Raw genomic sequence first — 20656 nt, 5'->3', positions numbered from 1 at the left:
TCAGGGCTCGGGCCCTGACATGAGAACTTGCGTACTCACAAGTTGAAGTGATGGCAAGCGCATGAATCCCGCTCTACGATGCAGTGTCCGAAACCAGACAGGAAATCGCCCATGCCCGCCAACGAAGTCGTCATGCCCGAGCAGCTCCTGAGCGCACTCGAAGCCCAGAGCCGCACGCCGATCGCACGGATCGGCGAAGCGCTGATTTCGCTGGGCATGATCACCGAGGATCAGCTTCGCTCGGGGCTGGCGCGGCAACAGCTCGAGCCCACGGTGCCGCTGGGCCAGATGCTGGTGCGCATGGGCATCGTCAGCAAGGGCCAGCTCCAGACCGCGCTGGTGCGCAAGATGGGCTATCCCCTCGTCAACCTGCACCTGTTCCCTGCGGCGGCCGACGCGTTGCGCAAGTTGCCGTACGCAGTGGCCCAGCGCCTGCAGGTCATGCCGCTGAAGCTGCACGAGGGGCGCCTCGTGGTTGCGATCGACGACCCGACCAGCCGGCATTCGGCCCTGGACGAGGTGGAGTTCATCGCGCAGATGAAGGTCACCCCGGTGGTCGGGCAATGCATCGACCTCGACAACGTGCTGCACGCAGCCTACGAAAAAATCGGCGAGTCGACGACCCCCGCTCCCGGCGTCTTTTCGTCGAACCTCGATCCCAGCCGGCCCCTCGAATTCGACATGGCCGGCACCAGCGAACTGTTGCAGACGCTCGAGAAGGAAGGCCCCGCCGCGCCCGCCCCCGAGGCGCCCATCGAGCAGTCGGACAACTCCCTGGTGCGGATGATCAACAGCATGATCCTGGAGGCGCACCGAGACGGAGCGTCGGACATCCACATCGAAAGCTATCCCGGCCAGGAAAAGACCCGCATCCGCTTTCGCCGCGACGGCCTGCTCTACACCTACCTGGAGCTGCCGCCAAGCTACCGCAACGCCGTCGTCGCGCGCGTGAAGATCATGTGCGACCTGGACATCAGCGAAAAGCGCAACCCGCAGGACGGCAAGATCAACTTCGCCAAGTACTCGCCGCAGCACCGCATCGAGCTGCGCGTGGCGACCATCCCGACCAACAACGGCCTCGAAGACGTGGTGATGCGCATCCTGGCGTCGGCCAAGCCCATTCCCATGGACAAGCTGGGCCTCTCGCAGAACAACCTCGCGGAGTTGACCAAGGCCGTCGAGCGCCCCTACGGCATGGTGCTGTGCGTGGGCCCCACGGGCTCGGGCAAGACCACCACGCTGCACTCGGCGCTGATGCACATCAACACGCCGGAGCGAAAGATCTGGACCGCCGAAGACCCGATCGAAATCACGCAGACCGGGCTGCGGCAGGTGCAGATCAACCCGCGCATCGAGTGGACCTTTGCAAAGGCGCTGCGGGCGTTCGTGCGCGCCGATCCGGACGTGATCATGGTCGGCGAGATCCGCGACGAGGAAACCGCGAAGACCGCCATCGAGGCTTCGCTGACCGGCCACCTCGTGCTGTCCACGCTGCACACCAACAGCGCACCCGAAACCGTGACCCGCCTGCTCGACATGGGCATGGACCCGTTCAACTTCGCGGACTCGCTGCTGGCCGTGCTGGCGCAGCGGCTGGTGCGCCGCCTTTGCACCCGCTGCACCAGCAGCACGCCCGCGAGCCCGGAGACGGTCGACGAACTGCTGAACGACTACATGCACGCATTCGGCACGCAGCAAAACGACGCGGTCCAGCGCAAGGCGGTGCAGGACGACTGGATGCAGCGCTACGGCCGCGACGGGCACCTGCACAGCTACACCAGCACCGGGTGCAAGCATTGCGGCGACACCGGCTTCAAGGGACGCGTGGGCATCCATGAGCTGATGACGATGTCCAGAACGCTGCGCCGCCAGGTGCAGACCGGCGCGCGTGCGGAAGAACTCCAGCAGACGGCGCTGCTGGAAGGCATGCGCACGCTGCGGCAGGACGGCATCGAGAAGGTGCTGGCCGGGCACACCACCATCGAGGAAGTGCGCGCGACCAGCAACGTGTGAACGAGGCACGGCGGCCCGAGCCTGCGAATGCCCATCCCATGACCACGCGCCCGGCCCCGAACCTCGACGCTTCCGCGCTGGCGCTGATCGATGCCTGCGCGCGGGCCTCGCTCGAACTGCTGGAAGGCAACCTCACGCCGCACGGCATCCTGGCCGCCAGCCGCACCGAGGCCGCCGTGGCGCGGCGCTACACGCGCATCTTCGGCCGCGACGCCGCCATCTGCGTCATGGCCATGTGCGGCAGCGGCTTGCCCGCGCTGGAGCAAGGCGCCGTGGCCAGCCTCGACGCGCTCGCGTCGCAGCAGGCGGCCAACGGGCAGATTCCGAAGTACGTCGATCCCGAGGGGCAGGACGCAGACTTCTGGTACCTGGGCTGCATCGACGCCACCCTGTGGTGGCTCATCGCGGTGGACCACGTACGCAGGCACGGCGGCGTGGGCGCCACGCACTGGCGCGCCGAAGCCGAACGCGCGATCCACTGGCTGCTCGCGCAGGAGCATCAGCACTTCCGCCTGCTGCAGCAGAACGAGGCCAGCGACTGGGCCGACATCATGCCGCGCTCGGGCTACGTGCTGTACACCAACGCGCTGTGGTTCGACGTGAAGCGCCGCTTCGCGCTCGAGCACGCCGAGGAAACGCGGCACCACTTCAACCACCTGTTCAATCCGTTCCAGCGCGACCTGCCCGAGTACCACCGCGCAAGGCTGCTGCGGCACTATGCGCGGCGCGGCCGGCGCGACCCGGGGCTGTACCTGAGCTTCGTCAATCTCGCGGTGGTCGGCGACGAAGGCGATGTGTTCGGCAACGTGCTGGCGATACAGAGCGGGCTGGCCGATGCGGCGATGGCGCAGCGCATCGTGCGGACCATCGATGCGGCGCATGCATCGCAGCCCTACCCGTTGCGCGTGGTGCTGCATCCGCTGTCGCAGCAGCACGAGCTGTGGCGGGCCTACATGGGGCGGCATCGACAGAACATCGTGCACCAGTACCACAACGGGGGAATCTGGCCGTTCGTCGGCGGGTTCTGGGTGATGGCGCTGGTGCGGCTGGGGCTGCAGCAGCAGGCGTGGACCGAGCTTGCGCGGCTGGCACAGGCGAACGCGCAGGACGACTGGCGGTTCACGGAGTGGTTCCATGGGCGCACGCTCGCGCCGATGGGGATGGCGGGGCAGAGCTGGAATGCGGCCGCGTTCCTGCTGGCGCAGCGGGAGTTGCTGGGGGACGGGGTGGCCTGGTGAATGAGGGCGACCGGCCCGTCAGGCCGCCGCCGGCCTCGACATCGCCCCGCCGCCCCTCAAGAAAGCCGCTCCCACACCCGCACCACTCCCACCAGATGCACGATGCCGAACCCCAGGCAGATCATCGAGCTCCATACCCAGAAGGCAGTCAACCGCCGCCGGGCGAACACGAACATCGCCGGTGCCACCAGGCCGCGCACCAGGTACACGGCCGTGATCGCGGGCAGCACGAACCCCAGCAGCGGCAGCGGCTGCAACACCCCGGCCCCTGACAACGCATAGGCCGCCCACACCCCCAGCACGCATGCGATGCCCGCCGTGACGATGGGCGGATACAGATGCCCGGCCACCGCGCCCGCCGCCATGCGTTCGCCCGCGCCGAAGAAGCGGTACCACGCCGGTCCGCCGAAGATGATGCAGATGTGCAGCAGCGCTGCAATGGCACTCGATGCGGCGCCGACGATCAAGGGAATGTTGTAGCTCACGAAGTCTCTCAAGGAAGATGCTTGCGGTCGCGCACGGTTTCGCGCGTAGGGCCGAAAGCGCCGAAGCGCACGGGCAAGCCGCTCGATGCCTCGGCGTACGCCACCCATGCATGCGGGCTTGCGACGGCGTGCGGCTCATAGATCGGCTCGGCGCCTTGCAGCAGTCGGGTCAATGCGTGCTGATGGTCGAGATCGCGCACGCCGCCGAGCGGTAACGACGCGAGGCGGCCCGCCTCCGCCGTGCGGTAACCGGCGCACCAGCGCAGCCCCGCGCCTTCGACCGCATCGAGGTGGCTCACCACTAGCCCGTCGAGCGTGCCAGCCGCATCCAGCGCGTACCGCAGCAGCACCGCATCGGGGTGGCCCCTGCGGAACACGCCCTGCCAGCCTTCGTCCGCGTTGTGCGGTTCACGCAACCGCGCATCGAGCACCCGGTCGTGCGTGGGCAGCGGTCCCGGGCCATGGCGCGTGAGATAGCTGCGTAGCACACCCAGGTGCTGCACGGGTGCGTCGATGCCCACGTCGCGCAGCACGGCCTCGACCGCCGCCGTCGAGATGGTGCTCCACGTGGTGTGCGGATGGAACCCGCGCCACTCGTCGAGCAGCACGCCCTGCGCGCCCTCGAAGACCACGGCGCCGGGCCGCGCAAGACGCTCGGCGATGCGGTCCGCCCTCGCAGGCGGCGACTGCGCCAGGCACGGCGCGGCGGCATCGAGCCAGCGCTGTGCGAGCGAGCCGTCCTGGAGCACCGACAGCTCCCGCGCGCCATCGGCATGCAAGGGCGCCGCGTGCGCGAACTCGCGAAGCAGCGCAGCGCGCGAGGCTTCCAGTTTTTCCAAGGCAAGGGCCGGCTGCGACAGGTCGCCGTAGTGCAGCGCTTCATTGGGTGCGGCGAGCGCATGCCGCACCGTTTCGCCGACACCCACGCCGCAGCTGCCGTGCGCGCCCTCCCCCCGCGCCCATTCGCGCAGCCGCCCGGCGGCTTGGTGAAACGGCGTGGTCACGCGGCAGCGCGCATCGATCAGCAGGCGCGAGAACGCATCTTCCACGCCCACCCGCCGCAATGCCGCTTCCTCGAAGCGCAGCGCCGTCGGATGCACCACCACCGGGCTCGCGAGCACGGTGCCCACGCCCGCATGAAAACTGCCGGCGCCGAACTGCGAAAAGGTGTGATGCCGCCCATCCGCCAGCACCACGTTGTGCCCGGCCTGCGCGCCACCGTTGAAGCGCACCACGGTATGGGCCTGCAGCGCGCCGCACAGGTGGTCTGTGAAGAGCCCCTTGCCGCAGTCCCCGAAGCCGAGGCCGAGCAGCGAGACGTAGCGCGTGGCCGCCGCTGCGGTGCCGGAGCTCACTCGGTCATCAGCCGAAGAGCCGCTTCCACCACGAGGAGCGCGGGCCTGCCGCGTCCATGGCCACGGCCGGCGGCGCGCGGCGCGGCGCAGTCGGATCGAGCAGCGCGGCATAGCCGTCGAGCGCGTGCATCACGCCACCCACGCGTTCCCTGGCCATGCCGGTGCCGCCCATCACGCCGGCCAGCGCGTCGAGGCTGGGCACGGCTTTTTCGGTGAGGGCGACGATGCCGGCGGCCACGGCGCAGGCGTCGTCCGGTGAATCCATGCAGATGACGTGATCGCCCAGCAGTTCGCGCCAGCGCGGCTCGCAGCGGCGGCGGCGCTGGGCGTCAGGAATCAGGAAGAACAGGTTCGTCGTTTCGGCCGCGGCGGCGATGACTTCCTCGATGGGAATGTCCTCGTCGAGCTTCTCGCCGATGAGGCCTTCGATCTGGTGGCGCGAGACGGCGGGGTACGGCAGTTCATCGCCGGTGACGAACAGGTAGCCGCGCTTCTTGCGCTTGACCCAGCAGTCCATGTCGGTGTGCTGGGCCATGACGTAGAAGGCGAGCTCGTAGCTCTCTTCGCCCGAGCCGCCACCGCCGCCTTCGAGATAGCTCCAGGTGAGCCACTGGTCCATGAGGTTGGCGGTCGATTCGAACTGGCCGACCTGCAGCGGCGCGTGGTCGGAGGTGGCGTCGCCGATGGCCATGAACATGAGCTGCGGGTCTGCCACGCCGCAGTCGGTCAGCAGCTTCATGAAGGTGGGCAGCTCCTTGCGCGCCAGCGTCTGCGGAATGTCGCCCATGGAGCCCGTGACGTCGAGCGCGAAAACGATGCCCAGCGAGTTCGGATGATCGGCGTTGTCGCGCGACTCGCGCACCTTCAGCCCTTGCGGGTTCATCAGCGGATGGGTGGAGCGCTGGGTGAAGACCTCGGCGCCCGGCTTGGTGGCACGGTCGGCGATGAGTGCCGTGTGGGCGGCATGCGAGTAGTTTCCGTAGCCCATGAAGTGACTCCTAGCTTGGTGCGTGTGTGCGGTTCAGGCGCCGGTGCGGTGCGGCGGCGCGGGATCGAAATGAACGAACTGCGGCGCGCCGAAGGCTTCGCGCGACGCGGTGGAGAGCGCTTGCTCGATGCCCTGCGCGCCAAGGCGCTGGCAGGCGGCACTGTCTTCACTGCACTGGCGCAGCAAGGCCACGAGCGGCGCAGGTGTGTGAGCGCCGAAACCTGGCTCGCCGGCCGCACCGCCGTGCAGCACGGCGCGCACGGTCCAGGCGGCTTGCATCAGGTCGCGTGCGGCGGCGGCATTGTGGGCCGCGCCGCTCGCATGTTGCGCGCGCGACCAGCCGATGACGAGCACACCATGGTCGCGCGGATGCACGAGCGCATGCGCGGGCGACAGGTCGCGGTGCGTCCAGCCGGCACCGTGCACGAAGGCCAGCACTTCGAGCATGCGGCGCCAGATCCACACGGCGTGGCGCGGATCGATGCCTTGGGCGTTGGCCTGCTGCACGTCTTGCAGGCTGCCCCAGAAGCCTGCCGGGTGGCGCAGCACCAGCGCCTGGCGGGCACCGTCGCCCAGGCCTTCGGCAATGCCCAGGCCCAGCGGCTGCGGCAGGCGGCGGGTGAAATAGGCAGCGCCCGGCACCGGCAGGTCTTGCAGCGACTGGAGCACCGCGCCTTCGCGCAACAGCACGCTGTTGGCGGCGCTGTCTCGCGCGAGCTTGAGCGTGACGCGCTCGGGCAGTGCACCGAGGCGTTCGGCGAACAGCACTTCGCTGTGCTCACCGGTGGCCAGCAGTGCGAGCACGCGGTAGCGCGCGCCGCGCCATGTGAGGATGCGGCCGCCGGGCACGTCGGCATTGGCCCGGCGCAGCGCGGCGCGGAAGCTCTCGCGCTCGACGGTTTCCGTGCCTCGCGTGACGGTGGCGCCGCAGTAACTGCAGTTGACGGTGCGCCAGCGGGCAGCGCGCGGCAACGGCGCGGAGCATTGGGGGCAGCTGAGAGCGAGCAGCGACAGCATGGCCTCGCCTCAATCTTCCTTGGGCGGCGCCGTCGGGTCGGGCGACGCCAGCACCCGGTCGATGCGGCGGCCTTCGAGTGCGACGATATCGAAGCACCAGCCGGCGCAGTCGATGCGCTCGCCCACCTCGGGCAGATGGCCCGACACGGACATCAGCAAACCGGCCACGGTGTTGTAGCGCCCGCGCTCTTCATCGGGCAATTCGCGGATGCCCAGGCGCGCGCGCAGCTCCGACACGGGCATGAGGCCGTCGAGCTCCCACACGCCGTCGGCCCGCTCGCGCGCCCAGGCATCGGTCTGCATGCCGGGCTGCAGTTCGCCGGTAATGGCTTCGAGCAGGTCGCGCGGGGTCATGAGGCCCTGCACCACGCCGTATTCGTCGACCACGAACACGAGGCGGCCGGCGCGGGCGCGGAACTGCTCCAGCAGCTCCATGCCGGTGAGGGTCTCGGGCACGAACACGGCCGGCGTCGCCTCCTGGCCCAGCACGCCGCGGTGCGCCGAGCCCAGGCGCAGCAGCTGCGCCACGCTGACGACGCCGACCACGTCGTCTAGCGAGTTGCGGCACACGGGGTACCAGGAATGCACGAGGTTGAGCTCGGCCGCGTCGGCAACCTGCTGCAGCGCCCGCTCCACGGTGAACGAAGCATCGAGCCATTCGATGTCGGCGCGCGGGATCATCAGCGACGACAGGCGCCTGTCGTCGAGGTGGAACACATTGCGCACCATCTGGTGCTCGTGCTGTTCGATGACGCCGGCGTCCACGCCTTCTTCGAGGCTGGCCGAGATTTCTTCCTCGGTGACAGAACGGGCCGCGTTGGCGTCGATGCGCAGCAGCTTCAGCATGGTGGCCGTGGCGCCCGCCAGCAGCCACACGAAAGGCTTTGCGCCCTTGGCCAGCCCGCGCATGGGGCGCGACACCCAGAGCGCCACCGGCTCGGGGTAAAGCTGGCCTATGCGCTTGGGCACCAGCTCGCCGAAGATGATGGTGAAGAAGGTGATGCAGGTGACGACCACCGCGGTGGACGCGACGCTGGCGGTGCCGCGCCCCATGCCGACGCCTTCCATCCAGACCGCGAGCGGCTCGGCAAAGGCGGCCTCGCCCACGATGCCGCTGAGCATGCCGATGGAGGTGATGCCGATCTGCACCGTCGAGAGGAATTGCGTGGGCGACTCCATCAGCTTCAGCGCGGCCACCGCGCCGGTGTCTCCCGTTTCGGCCAGTGCCGCAAGACGTGCGCGCCGGCTGGTGGAAAGGGCCATTTCGGACATTGCGAACAACGCGTTGAGCGTGGTCAGCAAGGCCAGGAGGAAGACATCCATGAACTGAGGGAGAGAATGAGGGAATGTCACTTTACTTGATTGGCGACCTGCAAGGCTGCGACGCCCCCCTCGGTCGGCTGCTGCAGAAGATCGATTTCTCCCCCAGCCGCGACACCATCGTGCTGCTGGGCGACCTGGTCAACCGGGGCCCCGATTCACTCGCGGTGCTGCGCCGCGTGCAGGGCTACGGCGCCTCGGCGCTGAGCCTGCTCGGCAACCACGACCTGCACCTGCTGGGCGTGGCGCACGGCGCGCGCAAGGCCGGCCGCAGGGACACGCTGGCCGAAGTGCTGGCCGCGCCCGACAGCGAGGCGCTGCTCGAATGGGTGCGCCGCCAGCACATGGCGCTGCACATGCGCATTGGCGACGGCGACCTGCTGATGCTGCATGCGGGCGTGCTGCCGCAGTGGACGGTGGGCGACACGCTGGCGCTGGCGTCCGAGGTCGAGTCGGTGCTACGCGGGCCGGCGCTGGGCGAGTTCCTGATGTCGATGTACGGCAACGAGCCGGCGCAATGGCACGACACGCTCACGGGCAGCGCGCGGCTGCGCGCCATCGTCAATGCTCTGACGCGGTTGCGCTTCTGCACACCTGAAGGCGTGATGGAGTTCGAGGCCAAGGACAGCGCGGCCGCCCCGCCCGCAGGCTACATGCCGTGGTTCGACGTGCCCGGGCGCAAGACGGCCAAGGCCACGATCGCGTGCGGCCACTGGTCGACGCTGGGCTGGCTGTCGCGGCCCGACCTGCTCTCGATCGACACCGGCTGCGTGTGGGGCGGCTGCCTGAGCGCGGTGCGCATCGGCGCGACGCTGGACGAGCGCGAGCTGATCCAGGTCGATTGCGAGCAGTCGCAGAAGCCGGGCAAATAGACTCCGGCCCGGCGCGACTCACTCAGGAAGAAGGCAGCCGGAACTTGTCGAGCGACATGCGCTGCCGCCCCTGCGCGTCGAAGTTGCCGGGGGCCAGCCAGCGCTCGAAGGCTGTGCGCAGCGCGGGCCACTCGCTGTCGATGATCGAGAACCACGCGGTGTCGCGGCCCCGGCCCTTGTAGATCACCGCCTGGCGGAACAGCCCCTCGTACTTGAAGCCCAGCCGCAGCGCCGCGCGCTTCGATGGCTCGTTGAAGTTGTCGCACTTCCACTCGTAGCGGCGGTAGCCGAGTTCGTCGAAGGCGAGCTTCATCAGCAGGTACTGCGCTTCGGTGGACATCGGCGTGTTCTTGAGCAGCGGCGAGAAATTGACGGTCCCCACTTCGATGGCCCCGTTGGCCGGGTCGATGCGCATCAGCGCCAGCGAGCCCACGGCGCGGCCGCTTTGCCTGTCGATGACGGCGAAGTGCAGCGGGTCGGTGCTCTTCGCGATGCGCTCGATGTAGGCGCGGGTGCCCTCCGCTTCGGCGGGGCGCTCGACGCCGAGGTAGGTCCAGTCGCGCCCATCGGGGGCCTGCGCGTAGGCGGCGTGCAGATCGTCGGCGTGCTTCGAGGCATCGATCGGTTCGAGCTTGCAGAAACGGCCTTCGACCACACGACGCGGCGGCTGGGCGCGCGGCGTCCATTCGGGAAGATCGGGACCGATGGACTGGCCGAACTCGTTTTGGTGGGCGGACATGGGTGAAGGCACTTTCATTGGATGAAGAGGTGAGCGGCTGGGCCGAAGACCGCTAAAGTACCCCCAACGTGGCGCCACGGAAAGTGCCATGAAAGAGCAATTTCATGGTGCCACGATCTACCCGCCCTTCTCTCTCGTCCGCCCTGCTCGACTCCCCGCTCTCGCGCGAACCCGAGGCCGGCCCGATGCAACGCCAGTTGCACGACCGGCTCACGAGCGCCATCCTCGATGGCAGCCTCGCGCCCGGCAGCCGCCTGCCGGGTTCGCGCGCCTTGGCCGAGGCGCTGGGTATCTCGCGCAACACGGTCACCGCGACTTACGAGCATCTGGCAGCCGAAGGCTATGTGCGGCCCGACCGGCAGGGCACGCGCGTGACCGAGCTTTCGTCGCCGGCGCCATCGAAACGCGAGCGCGAGCGATCAGCCAGGCCACCCGGCGCACCGGCCACCGCGCAGCGCCTCGCGAAGATCGCTCCGAGCTTTTCGCGCGCCGACACAGGCGCCGCGCTGCGCCCCGGCGTACCCGCGCTGTCGCACTTTCCGCTGGCCGCATGGCGGCGCTCGCTCGACCGCGCGATCCGCTTCGGCGGCTCCCTGGCACTAAGCTACGGCGACCCGCTGGGCGAACCGCCGCTGCGCGCGGCCATCGCGCGGCACCTGTCGGTGGCGCGCGGCGTGCGCTGCGAGCCGCAACAGGTCGTCATCGCCGAAGGCGCGCAAGAGGCCATCTCGCTGTGCGTGCGGCTGCTGACAAACCCCGGCGATACCGGCTGGGTCGAAGACCCTGGCTACCGCGGCGTGAAGGCCGCCATGCACGCGGGCGACATGCGCATCGTGCCCGTGCGGGTCGACGCCGAAGGCCTGTGCGCGAACGAGCGCGACTGGCAAAAGCACCCGCCCCGGCTGATCTACACCACGCCCTCGCACCAGTACCCGGGCGGCTCGGTGCTGAGCATCGCGCGCCGGCTCGCGCTGATCGCGCAGGCCCGCCAGCACGGCGCGTGGATCATCGAGGACGACTACGACAGCGAGTTCCGGCACACGGGCGAGCCCATCGGCGCGATGCAGGGGCTGGTGGACGACGCGCCCGTGCTCTACGTCGGCACCTTCAGCAAGACGATGTTTCCATCGCTGCGGCTGGGCTTTCTCGTGCTGCCCGCGCAGCTGCTGCCGGCCGTGCAGGCACCGCTGAAAGAAATGCTGCGCGGCGGGCATCGCTACGAGCAGCTGGCCATGGCCGACTTCATCGAGAGCGGGCAGTTCAGCCGGCACCTGGGGCGCATGCGGCGGCTGTACCGCGACCGGCAGCAGGCGCTGCGGCTCGCGCTGAACAGGCATTTCAAGGTGCCGCACGAGATCGACGGCGGCTACTGCGGGCTGCATCTGACGGTGCGGTTGCCCGCACGCATCGATGACCGCCGGATCGCGGCCGAGGCGCTGCGACATGGCATCGCGCCGTTTCCGCTGTCGGGGTTTGCAATGCGGCCGACGCCATCGGACAACGGGTTGGTACTGGGCTACGGGAACACGCCCATGGAGCTGATCGAGCCGCTGGTCAAACGCTTGTCACAGTTCGCGCGCGCAGCTGCATCGCAGGATTAGCCAGCATCACACGGCTCAAGAGTCCTTTCGTTTAAACAAAGAAGGGGCTCGGAGACCATTGACTACATCCGTCGTAAGCAAGCGTTGATTTGGCATGTCAACTTGTTGGCATACCTGCCACAAGAATCCCTACGCCAAAAGGCAAAACCTGCGCGTTGCCGAACATTGGAATCACATAATTGCAATCGCTTGAAGCGTCCTGTCGCAGTGCACGACGACGCATCGAGAGCTGGCCATTCGCTCTCACAGGCAAGCAGCAATCAATAACGACAGCAGGGAGAGTGCGTGACTCACGCCATTGCGACAACATTCGTCGCGTCCCCGGTGATCTTGCCGATCCCGTGGGGACGCCATCCGTGAACCGACGCGTCACGATCCAGACGCCCTTGGGCACAGCACTGCAATTTCGCCGCCTCGTCGGTCGAGAGACGCTCAGCCAGGCTTACGTCTTTGAAGTCGATCTGCTGGGCAACAGCAACGCCATCGATCCCAAGACCCTGCTGGGCAAGGCCGCCACCGTCGCGATGGAAACCGAGAGCGGCGCCCTGCGCTACCTTGCCGGCATCGTCACGCGCTTCGGTCTTTCGCAGGAAGATGCGCGACAGTCGTTCTACAAGGTGCGGTTGCGCCCATGGCTGTGGCTCGCCACCCGCCGAAGCGACTTCCGCATCTTCCAGGACCAGACCGTTCCGGAGATCCTGGGCGCGGTCCTCGGCCGCTACGGCCATCCGTTCGAGCTGAAGCTCATCCGCAGCTATCGCACCTGGAACTACTGCGTGCAGTACCACGAGAGCGACTTCGATTTTGTCTCGCGCCTGTGCGAGCACGAAGGCATCTACTACTACTTCCGGCACGAGGCCGCGCAGCACGTGCTGGTCTTTGCCGACGACATCGGCTGCTCCCACGCCCCCTTGCCTGGCGGCGAGACAGTGCGCTACCACCCCCACGAAAACTCGGGCATGACGGGAGGCCTGGAGCCCAGCGAGCGCATTCATGCATGGGAGCAGGCCGAAGAGATTCGCTCCGGCCACCACTACACCGACGACTACGACTTCGAAAAGCCGAGGCCGACCTGGCGAGCCGCCAGCAAATGCCGCCCGGCCATGACCACGACAGCCACGAAGCCTACGAGTGGCCGGGTGGTTTCATTCAGCACGGCGACGGCGAGGACTACGCGCGCCTCCGCACGGAGGAACAACTGAGCGAGCGCAGCCGGGCCAGGGGCCGCTCCAACCTGCGCGAACTGGCGCCGGGCTACACGATGCGGCTCGCCGACCACCCGCGGGTCGATCAGAACCAGCAATATCTGTTGCTCGGCGTGAGCTACCACCTCCGGGAAAACGTCGAAGCCAGCGAAGGCGTCGGTCGGACCGAAGGTTCGGTGCAGCACTTTGCCTTCGATGCCCAGCCCACGCGCTTCGCCTGGCGCCCGCGGCGCACGACACCCAAGCCGCGCACGCAAGGCCCGCAGACCGCCGTCGTGGTGGGGCCGGCCGGCGAAGAAATCTGGACCGACCGGTACGGCCGCATCAAGGTCCAGTTCCACTGGGACCGCATCGGCGAGGACAACGAGCACTCCAGCTGTTGGGTGCGCGTGTCGACGGCCTGGGCTGGTTCGACCTTCGGCATGGCCGCGCTGCCGCGCATCGGGCAGGAGGTCATCGTCGACTTCCTCAATGGCGATCCGGACTGCCCCGTCGTCACCGGCCGTGTGCACAACGCCGACGAGATGCCGGCCTGGCAGCTGCCCGACCAGAAGCACCTTTCGGGCATCCGCAGCCGGGAACTGGGCGGCGGCCGCAGCAACCATCTCGCACTCGATGATTCGAGCGGCAAGGTCCAGGCCCAGCTCAACAGCGACCATCAAAGCTCCAGCCTGAGCCTTGGGCACATCGCGCGCATCGAGGACGTGGAAGGCCGCAAGGATGACCGGGGCCAGGGCTTCGAACTGCGCACCGACGGGCATGGTGCGGTGCGCGCCGCGAACGGCCTGCTGCTGAGCACCGAGGCCCGCGCGAACGCCCAGGCCCACATCACGGACATGCGCGAGACCACCGCCAGGCTCACCCAGGCACGTGATCTGCACGAGGGCCTGAGCCAGGCTGCGCAGGAAGCCAAGGCGCACGAGAGCGGCGACCAGGATGCAGTGACCAAGGCGCTCAAGGAACAGAACGACAACATCAAGGGCCGTGGCGGAAACAAGGAGCACAGCATCTTCCCCGAATTCCAGGAGCCGCACCTGACGCTGGCCAGCCCCGAGGGCATCCAGGCCACGGCCGCCGGCAGCACGCACATCGTGAGTGGCGAGCACACGGCCATCACCAGCGGCGCGCATGCCAGCATCGGCGCGGGCAAGAGCCTGCTGGTCAGTGCGAAGGAGGCCGTGCGCCTGTTCGCCCACAAGGCGGGCATGAAGTTCACCGCCGGCAGTTCCGACATCGACATCAGGGCGCTGAAGGCCAGCGTCAATATGCTGGCCAAGATGAACATCAAGCTGGAGGCCCACCGCATCACGATCACCGCCAGGGACGAGGTGCTGATCAACGGCGGCTCGAGCTACACGCGCTGGAACGCGAATGGTATCGAGCACGGCACGATGGGCATCTGGCGCGAGCATGCGGCAACGCACAGCCTGGTCGGGCCAGCCAGCCTGCCGGTCAAACCGCACAGCGAATCGGACTGCAAGCTCAGGGAAAACGGCGCAGCCAACGAAGGCGCGGGCTCATTGGCACGTTGACCCGATGACGCCTCCCGACAACACACCTTCGGACCCACGCTGCGTTGCGCTGGTCCGGCAACTGCGATCGGCCTTCAACGCAGCGGCTCGAGTGCTCGACGCTGCCGGAGGGCGCCCCTTGCGCGCCTATCTCGTGCTCGAGAACTGGCACGGCGGCGCATTGACCGGCGCCCTCGAAGAACACTACCCCGGCATGGCCGAGGAACGCGTGGCCGTGCCCGACCGCCACTTCAAGCACCGCGAAGAGGATGCGCCCTGCCTGCTGCAGTTGCCGGAGCATTGGGCCGATTCATCCCCGCACCCAGCGCTCGCACGCCTGGTCGCCAACGATCTGCCCGGATGGCTCGCGCAAGCCTGGGTGCAGGCCGAACAGCGCCAGATGCGGCAACCCCTGTGCGGCGTCCTCTTCAGTGAATTTATCGCCGTGGCCATTGCCGATCATTGGGCGGTGCTGAGCGATCAGCTGTCGCCCGCCGATGGCAGCGCGCGCCTCTTCCGCTATCAGGACCCGCGCGTGCTGCAACGCGCATGGCCCGTGCTGTCCGATGCGCAGCGGCAACGGTGGCTCGGCCCCGTGCGGCGCTGGTGGACGCTGGAGCAGCCGTGGGGACCATGGTCCTTGGCCGACTTGGTGCAGCAGGACGTCCTGGCCAGATCTCGCGAGCCCGAGTGGTTCCAGGCATCCGCCAGGCCCGACGGCGACGCCGAAACGCTGTTGTCGTCATCAGTCGGCCGCCTGAGTTTCGACCTGCCCCAATGGCAGGCCGCGCATTCCGCGCCGGCGGGCCATCGCGTTTGGGCGCGCCTTGCGGGCAATGGTGTGCCCGTCGACCGGCAACCCTGCGGCGCCGCAATGAGCCACCTGCTGGCCCAAGGCCAGAGCCTCGGCCTGAGCGACGACAACCTGGAAGATTTCGTCGACCTCACCTGGCGAGCACATCCGACCCAAGGGGCGAACCGCGAGGCCTTCTGGCAGTCGCCAAGCGAAGCCGCCCTGCTCGCCCGGATCCTGGACGCGTTGCGCCGCCAGCCGGACCTGCGTTTTGGCACCGCATACGCCGATGCCTTTTCTGCGAGATAAGAAAAGAAAGAAAGCCCCGATGCCCTGCGCCACACCTTGCAAGAACTGCGATCGCAAAGGCCTGCCCATACTCTTTGTCCGCTATGCGGCGGCCTACAGCGCGCAAACCAAAGGCATGAACGCCCTCAAGCCGCTGCAACCCATGGGCCAGTTGCAAGCCCGACCCGGAGGCGTCTCGATGCAGACGGCGCTGTACAACGTGCGCATGCTGCGCGCGGGCTATCTTTACGTGCGTATCGAGCGCAAGGGCGTCACCCCCGAATGGCAGGGCTACATCGTGCATCCGCACGGCTACCTGGGCGAGTTTCCGGTGACATTGCCGCAGGCGGCCGAGTCCCATCCGGCGTGCGAAATGGAGTTCCGCGGGGCCAACAGCTCGATGGTGTGGATTCGTGACGCAAAGAACGTCACAAAGCTCGACTACATGTTCCACCCGGACCCGATCGACTACGAACACTTGAAGAAAGAGATCGAGCCGTACCTGGGCAAGTACATGCAAGGCTTCGACGTTGCGGGATGGGCGGGCGGGAGCACGAGCCAGAAGGACACGCTGCAGCCCGGGCAGCTCAATGGGCAGGTGGTCGAGTTCAGTGCGTTGAGCACCGAGGCAGTTCGCGATGCCTGCGAGCCGCAGATGTACGGACTGATGGGAAGCAATGCGCAGGAGCGGGGCTGGGGCGACTATGAGGAGCAGGTGGAAGTCCGAACACCGGGGGTGACGGCCATGGGTGACTTCACCGGAACCGACGACGTGTCCTACGACACCCGAAAACGCACCGGCCCGACCTATGACAACGCCCATGGCAAGCGGCTGAGGAAGATGGCCGAGTTTTTGCAAGTTCACAAGGGAGCGGTGGTGGCCTGCAACGATGCCATCGGCATCTGTCAGGAGTTGGGGCATCTGCAATCCGAGGTGCAGGTCACCTATGCCCATTGGCAGGTGCATCAGGCGGATGGGTTCGGTGCGGGAGTCACGAACGAATGGGTGCTTCAAACGGCCGTCAGCGCGCAAAGCCTGCGTGGTCTGATCGAGAAGGGTGCCGTGACATTAGTGAACAAGGGCTATGAGGAGTCCAAGATGTTCTATGCGCCGCTGCCGCACGATCCGCGCGAGCGTGCATCAGTTCTTGCTACGCGCAACGAGAACCGGGAATACAACAGAAAGAGAGAGTTAGACGAAGCCATGAAGGAGATCGATGGCAAGTTCGCGAAGCTTTTCGATGTCAGCAGTGCCCAGACCTTCTTGAAATTTGCGCATAAGACTGCACGCGACAATCTTTCCGCGCTGCGCGACAGGCTTGGATTCGATCATGGCAATTGGCTAGTCAGCCCAGAGATCGGAAAGGCAATGGACCGCTACAGCCGCAACGGCGACAAGGTAAACAAATTGGGAGGCGGTACCAGTTTGAGCCTGCAACTGGCGCAATGCATGAACAACCTTGAGAGCAACACCTGGGGCCGTACGTGGCTGGAGCATGTAAATGTTTGGGAAGACAATGTGCTCTCTCGGATGCTTTGCTTCAATGTTGAGATCTACCGCACGACGCTCAAGCAAGCGATCGAACAGGATCATCAACCTGCACCGACACAAGCGCAGACGCTAAAACCCGATCCAAGCGTGCCTTTTCTTGAAGGTCTGGCTCTCAAGCTCAAACTTCTCTCAGGCCAAGTCGGTCTGGGCGACAAGGCATTGGCTTTCATAGAAGCGTATCCGGCGATCAGCGAGAGCGGCAGGCTGCGCAAGCTGGCCTGGCCTGCTCATGTGATGTCCTTGATGAGCGTCAAAATGGTTGCAGGCTTGAACGCACTTCCCGTTATGAAGAAGGAGGCACAACTCATGCGCTACATGGCGCTCGCGGGCGTCTCGACGCTGGGGCGTACCGTGGATACAGAGGCGCAGCGTCTGCAACTGAGTGCCGAGGACATCAAGCGTGCCCGGACGCGCGCAACCAAGCTAACCGAACTCTCCACGCCGCAGCGAGGCAAGACAGGCCAGGCAGCCACGGATCGCATTAGAAGGGCCGCCCCTGGCTCACGAGCCGCGATGCTGGCCGGCGTTTTTGACTTCGGCGCCAGCTTGTTGAAGGGCGGGCAACTCTTCGTCAATCCAGATGGCCGCACGGCCACCGAGATGGTAGGCAGCATTTTTCAGAGCATCGGTTCGATCGCAGACTGGCGTGCCAAAGCGTATGAGGAGACGATCTTCAAGGGCATCAAGGGCGCCGACGTATACAAACAGAAGGCATTGATCAAGGGGCTGGATGCGTTGAACCTCCTTCAACTGAGAAGCTTGCAGAAGATGGCATTCAAGTTTCTGCTGCCGGCAGCGATGATCTCTGTTTGGTTTGATGCAGCGGATGCCGCGCAGTCGATGAAGAGAGAGCAAGATGGATTGGCGATCGCGCAGATTGTGAGCATTGCTGGCACCCTTTTCTCCATTACGGCAACTGGCGGCGTGGCTTTCGGTCTTCTCAGCGTAGGTGCCGCGGCGATTCTTGGCTTGATCGGCATTGTGTTGGTCGTCGTCGCTGTGATTGCAATTGCAATCCTCAAGGAAGAGGAGTGGATCAATTGGTTAACAGATTGCCCATTGAACAAGAAGAAGACGCCTATTCACGCCAATCTGCGGGAAACCTCCCAGAAGTTCGCCAACGTCCAGGCTGAGCTCCAGTCGGCCAACTGATCGAAGTCCGATGTTTGCATTTGAAAACTTCTACCGAATTGTTCGCCAGCGCTCATTGGTCGAAAGCCGCCGTTGTGCGCACGCGGATGAGACCGACAGGTTGTGGCGAGTTAACGAACGCGCCGACGCTGCAGCCGAGTTCCCTGCCCGGTCTGTGTATGCGCAAAATGATCGGTACCTGGAACTGTGCAATCCGGGTTGGTCAGAACAATGGATGGCCGTCCCCATGTTGCTTTTTGTGGGAACTGCAGTTTTTCTGACGCTATGGATGTTCTATGGACTTGCAATACACCCACTGCTCACTGGAAACATACTTTTTCTCTGGTTTGGTTCACTTGAGGCACGCGCGATCTATATCTGGTTCGGCTGGCTCTTCCTGTCTCCATGCGCGGCATTGATGTATGCCTATTGGCACCTCTCCGTATTCCCTGGAGTCATCAGGCCATCATTCTTCACCTTCGCTCGCGGCCGAATTCGATTCAATCGTGTTACACGCAAGGTCTACGTACTGCGGCCGAAGTTCGCCGGTGGGAACGTCGTGCTCGATTGGGATCGCATATGCGCGGTATTGGACTGGACGATTTACGACACGATCTTCCGGCGCCGTGAGAACACCCGCTTGCAACGGCGTGCGCTGGTGCTTTACTGCAAGCCCATCGATATCAACGACCCCCGAGGCCTTGGCGAAGACTGCTTGTTCGTCGGCCCCAGCCTATCCGCTTCGAGTGAAGCTGCTCCACTGTGGGAATACATCCGCCGCTATATGGCGCACGGCCCGGGCCAAGCAAGCATTCCCGAACGCATTGGCCAGGAACAAACCACCTACTGCGGCAAACTCAGTGCCGAGCAGTACAAACTTGAGCAACGTCCAGGTTTCATGGAGACAGGCTTCCACATGATGAGCCAGGTCACCTGCTCATGGCCGGTATTCCCAAAGGAGTGGCAAAGCGACTCTGGCATTGGCGAACCGGAAGACAAGCCGGTGCAAACGGGTGCGGTGATGACAGCGCTCGTCTATCGGGCACAAGGCAAGCTGAGCAAGGCCGACGAAATCGAGTTCCTACGACACTGGGGAACTTCCGAGGCGCTACAGGAAGCAACGTCGCGCAAGGCATGAGCCCGACGATCAATAGCCGAGCATCTGCGGGTGTACGCAAGGCTTCGACTTTGCGGGCCAAACTGCAATCGATCTGAGGCTTTGCAGGCCGAGCCACAACCGAACTGAGGAGTTCATGTTCGTTCGCGAAAACAGCTACCGGTTGGCCCGGCACCGCTCCCCTAAAAAAAGCCGCGCCCATATCAACCTTGAGGGGCAAAAACACTGGCCGACTCACCGCTCCGGCGCACGCGGCATCGAGATGCCAAGCCGAGCGGCCTATGCCCAGAACGATGCGTACCTGGAACTATGCAATCCGGGATGGGATTTGCAGTGGCGTGCAGGGATGGGGAACCTTTACGTCGTCTTGCCGGCTGCCGTGCTGATCTGGATGTGGTGTGGATTGGCAGTTCATCCTTTGCTTTTCGGGCAGATCATTTTCTTCTTCATGATCAGCGACCGTGTTTCGTCAACAGATCTGTGGCTCGGCTGGCTCCTGTTGCTTCCCCTCGCCTTGGCCAGCGCCTTCATGATCTTCGCGTGGTTCCACTACATGGGCATGCGAACCTGCTTCTTCACTGACGCACGCGGACGCATTCGCTTCAACCGGCTCACCCGCAAGGTGTACGTGCTGCGACCCGGTTACTGCGGAGGCAATGTGGTGCTGGACTGGGAGCGCCTGGTGGCGCTGTTCGAACCCGAAGGAGCCAGCGCGGGCGCCAAACAAACCATCAAGGCGCTGGCGCTCTACCATCCGCCCTTCGACTCGGCCGATCCGAGTGCAAAGGGTGAAGACTGTATCTTCGTCGGCCCGGGCCTTTCGGGCACGCAGAACGCGGCGTATCTGTGGGAGTACATCCGCCAGTACATGGAGGTCGGCCCCACGGTCGATCACATTCCGGCCGACGCCTCTTCCACCTACAAGGGCATCGCCCGCTACCTGCACCCGGACTACACCACCTATTGCGGCAAGCCTGACGCTCGCCAGTACAGGCTGGAGCAAAAGCCGGGCTTCATGGAGACCAGCTTCCACATGATGAGCCAAGTCACCTGCTCATGGCCCGCATTCCCGAAGGAATGGCAAAGCGACTCGGGCATTGGCGAACCGGAAGACAAGCCGGTTCAAACAGGCGCGGTGATGACAGCGCTCGTCTATCGGTCGCAAGGCAAGCTGAGCAAGGCCGATGAGATCGAGTTCCTGCGGCACTGGGGAACGGCCGAGGCGCTGCAGGAAGCAATGTCTCGCGAGTCATGATTCCGGCGACCAGTAGCTGGGCATCTTCGGGGATATGCGAGGCTTCAGCTTCGCATGGGAGGTCCATTTTCGTTCGCGAGAACGGCCATCAACCGGCCTAGCTGAATTGCAGCCAATGCACTAGGAAATACAGGGTGTTCCCAAACGAACATGTCTATCAGCGGGCGCGCACGCGT

15 protein-coding genes and 1 pseudogene are annotated in these 20656 nt (G+C 65.6%); 10 read left to right on the top strand and 6 right to left on the bottom strand.

Annotated features, from left to right (window positions below; all coding sequences use genetic code 11):
- The first annotated feature begins 111 nt into the window (after positions 1 to 111).
- The gene (locus tag ASD05_RS07220; RefSeq protein ID WP_056589678.1) at positions 112 to 2013 is read left to right on the top strand and encodes a GspE/PulE family protein; all 1902 of its coding nucleotides are present in this window, start codon (positions 112 to 114) and stop codon (positions 2011 to 2013) included.
- Between the two features lie 38 nt (positions 2014 to 2051).
- Positions 2052 to 3251, top strand: a complete 1200-nt coding sequence (locus tag ASD05_RS07215; protein ID WP_056589675.1) for an amylo-alpha-1,6-glucosidase — start codon at positions 2052 to 2054, stop codon at positions 3249 to 3251.
- A gap of 56 nt (positions 3252 to 3307) precedes the next feature.
- Here ASD05_RS07215 and ASD05_RS07210 read toward each other — a convergent pair whose 3' ends face one another.
- The 5 genes from ASD05_RS07210 to ASD05_RS07190 are packed head-to-tail and all read right to left on the bottom strand — an operon-like array spanning position 3308 to position 8419.
- The gene (locus ASD05_RS07210; RefSeq protein ID WP_056590386.1) at positions 3308 to 3736 is read right to left on the bottom strand and encodes a hypothetical protein; all 429 of its coding nucleotides are present in this window, start codon (positions 3734 to 3736) and stop codon (positions 3308 to 3310) included.
- Positions 3737 to 3744: 8 nt separating this feature from the next.
- Entirely contained in the window at positions 3745 to 5091 is a 1347-nt protein-coding gene (locus ASD05_RS07205; protein ID WP_056589672.1) for an adenylosuccinate synthetase, read from the bottom strand.
- 7 nt (positions 5092 to 5098) lie between these two features.
- Positions 5099 to 6079 carry a hypothetical protein gene (locus tag ASD05_RS07200; protein WP_056589669.1) on the bottom strand — a complete coding sequence of 327 codons (981 nt, stop codon included), beginning with the start codon at positions 6077 to 6079 and terminating at the stop codon, positions 5099 to 5101.
- Between the two features lie 33 nt (positions 6080 to 6112).
- Positions 6113 to 7096, bottom strand: coding sequence for a lipopolysaccharide kinase InaA family protein (locus ASD05_RS07195; RefSeq protein WP_056589667.1), 984 nt, complete (start codon positions 7094 to 7096; stop codon positions 6113 to 6115).
- A 9-nt stretch (positions 7097 to 7105) separates the two neighbouring features.
- Positions 7106 to 8419 carry a hemolysin family protein gene (locus ASD05_RS07190; protein ID WP_056589664.1) on the bottom strand — a complete coding sequence of 438 codons (1314 nt, stop codon included), beginning with the start codon at positions 8417 to 8419 and terminating at the stop codon, positions 7106 to 7108.
- Between the two features lie 23 nt (positions 8420 to 8442).
- Between ASD05_RS07190 and ASD05_RS07185 the strand changes: the two genes are divergently transcribed.
- Positions 8443 to 9288, top strand: a complete 846-nt coding sequence (locus ASD05_RS07185) for a symmetrical bis(5'-nucleosyl)-tetraphosphatase (protein ID WP_056589661.1) — start codon at positions 8443 to 8445, stop codon at positions 9286 to 9288.
- A gap of 22 nt (positions 9289 to 9310) precedes the next feature.
- Here the strand turns inward: ASD05_RS07185 and ASD05_RS07180 are convergent, their stop codons facing one another.
- Positions 9311 to 10027 (bottom strand): GNAT family N-acetyltransferase, encoded by a 717-nt coding sequence (locus tag ASD05_RS07180; RefSeq protein ID WP_056589658.1) that lies wholly within the window; start codon positions 10025 to 10027, stop codon positions 9311 to 9313.
- Between the two features lie 104 nt (positions 10028 to 10131).
- Here ASD05_RS07180 and ASD05_RS07175 point away from each other — a divergent pair, with 104 nt between their 5' ends.
- From ASD05_RS07175 to ASD05_RS07150, 7 genes and pseudogenes are all read left to right on the top strand, one after another.
- A complete protein-coding gene (locus tag ASD05_RS07175) occupies positions 10132 to 11628 on the top strand; it encodes a PLP-dependent aminotransferase family protein (protein WP_056589656.1) in 1497 nt (498 codons plus the stop codon).
- A 281-nt stretch (positions 11629 to 11909) separates the two neighbouring features.
- A pseudogene (locus ASD05_RS07170) lies at positions 11910 to 13675 on the top strand (type VI secretion system Vgr family protein); the annotation flags it as partial.
- A complete protein-coding gene (locus tag ASD05_RS31035) occupies positions 13670 to 14365 on the top strand; it encodes a DUF2345 domain-containing protein (protein WP_414930040.1) in 696 nt (231 codons plus the stop codon). The pseudogene ASD05_RS07170 and the gene ASD05_RS31035, both read left to right, overlap by 6 nt.
- Before the next feature lie 118 nt (positions 14366 to 14483).
- The gene (locus tag ASD05_RS07165) at positions 14484 to 15446 is read left to right on the top strand and encodes a DUF4123 domain-containing protein (RefSeq protein ID WP_162248882.1); all 963 of its coding nucleotides are present in this window, start codon (positions 14484 to 14486) and stop codon (positions 15444 to 15446) included.
- Between the two features lie 19 nt (positions 15447 to 15465).
- Positions 15466 to 18129: a T6SS effector BTH_I2691 family protein gene (locus tag ASD05_RS07160; protein ID WP_056589649.1), complete on the top strand. Its 2664-nt coding sequence runs from the start codon at positions 15466 to 15468 to the stop codon at positions 18127 to 18129.
- Between the two features lie 10 nt (positions 18130 to 18139).
- Positions 18140 to 19246: a DUF6708 domain-containing protein gene (locus tag ASD05_RS07155; RefSeq protein WP_056589646.1), complete on the top strand. Its 1107-nt coding sequence runs from the start codon at positions 18140 to 18142 to the stop codon at positions 19244 to 19246.
- A gap of 115 nt (positions 19247 to 19361) precedes the next feature.
- A complete protein-coding gene (locus tag ASD05_RS07150; protein ID WP_056589644.1) occupies positions 19362 to 20480 on the top strand; it encodes a hypothetical protein in 1119 nt (372 codons plus the stop codon).
- The last annotated feature ends 176 nt before the right edge of the window (positions 20481 to 20656 follow it).

The organism is Variovorax sp. Root434 (genome assembly GCF_001426595.1).
Lineage (GTDB): Bacteria > Pseudomonadota > Gammaproteobacteria > Burkholderiales > Burkholderiaceae_C > Variovorax.
Note: the sequence above shows the minus strand (reverse complement) of the source record. Positions and strands in the feature narration are given on the sequence as shown.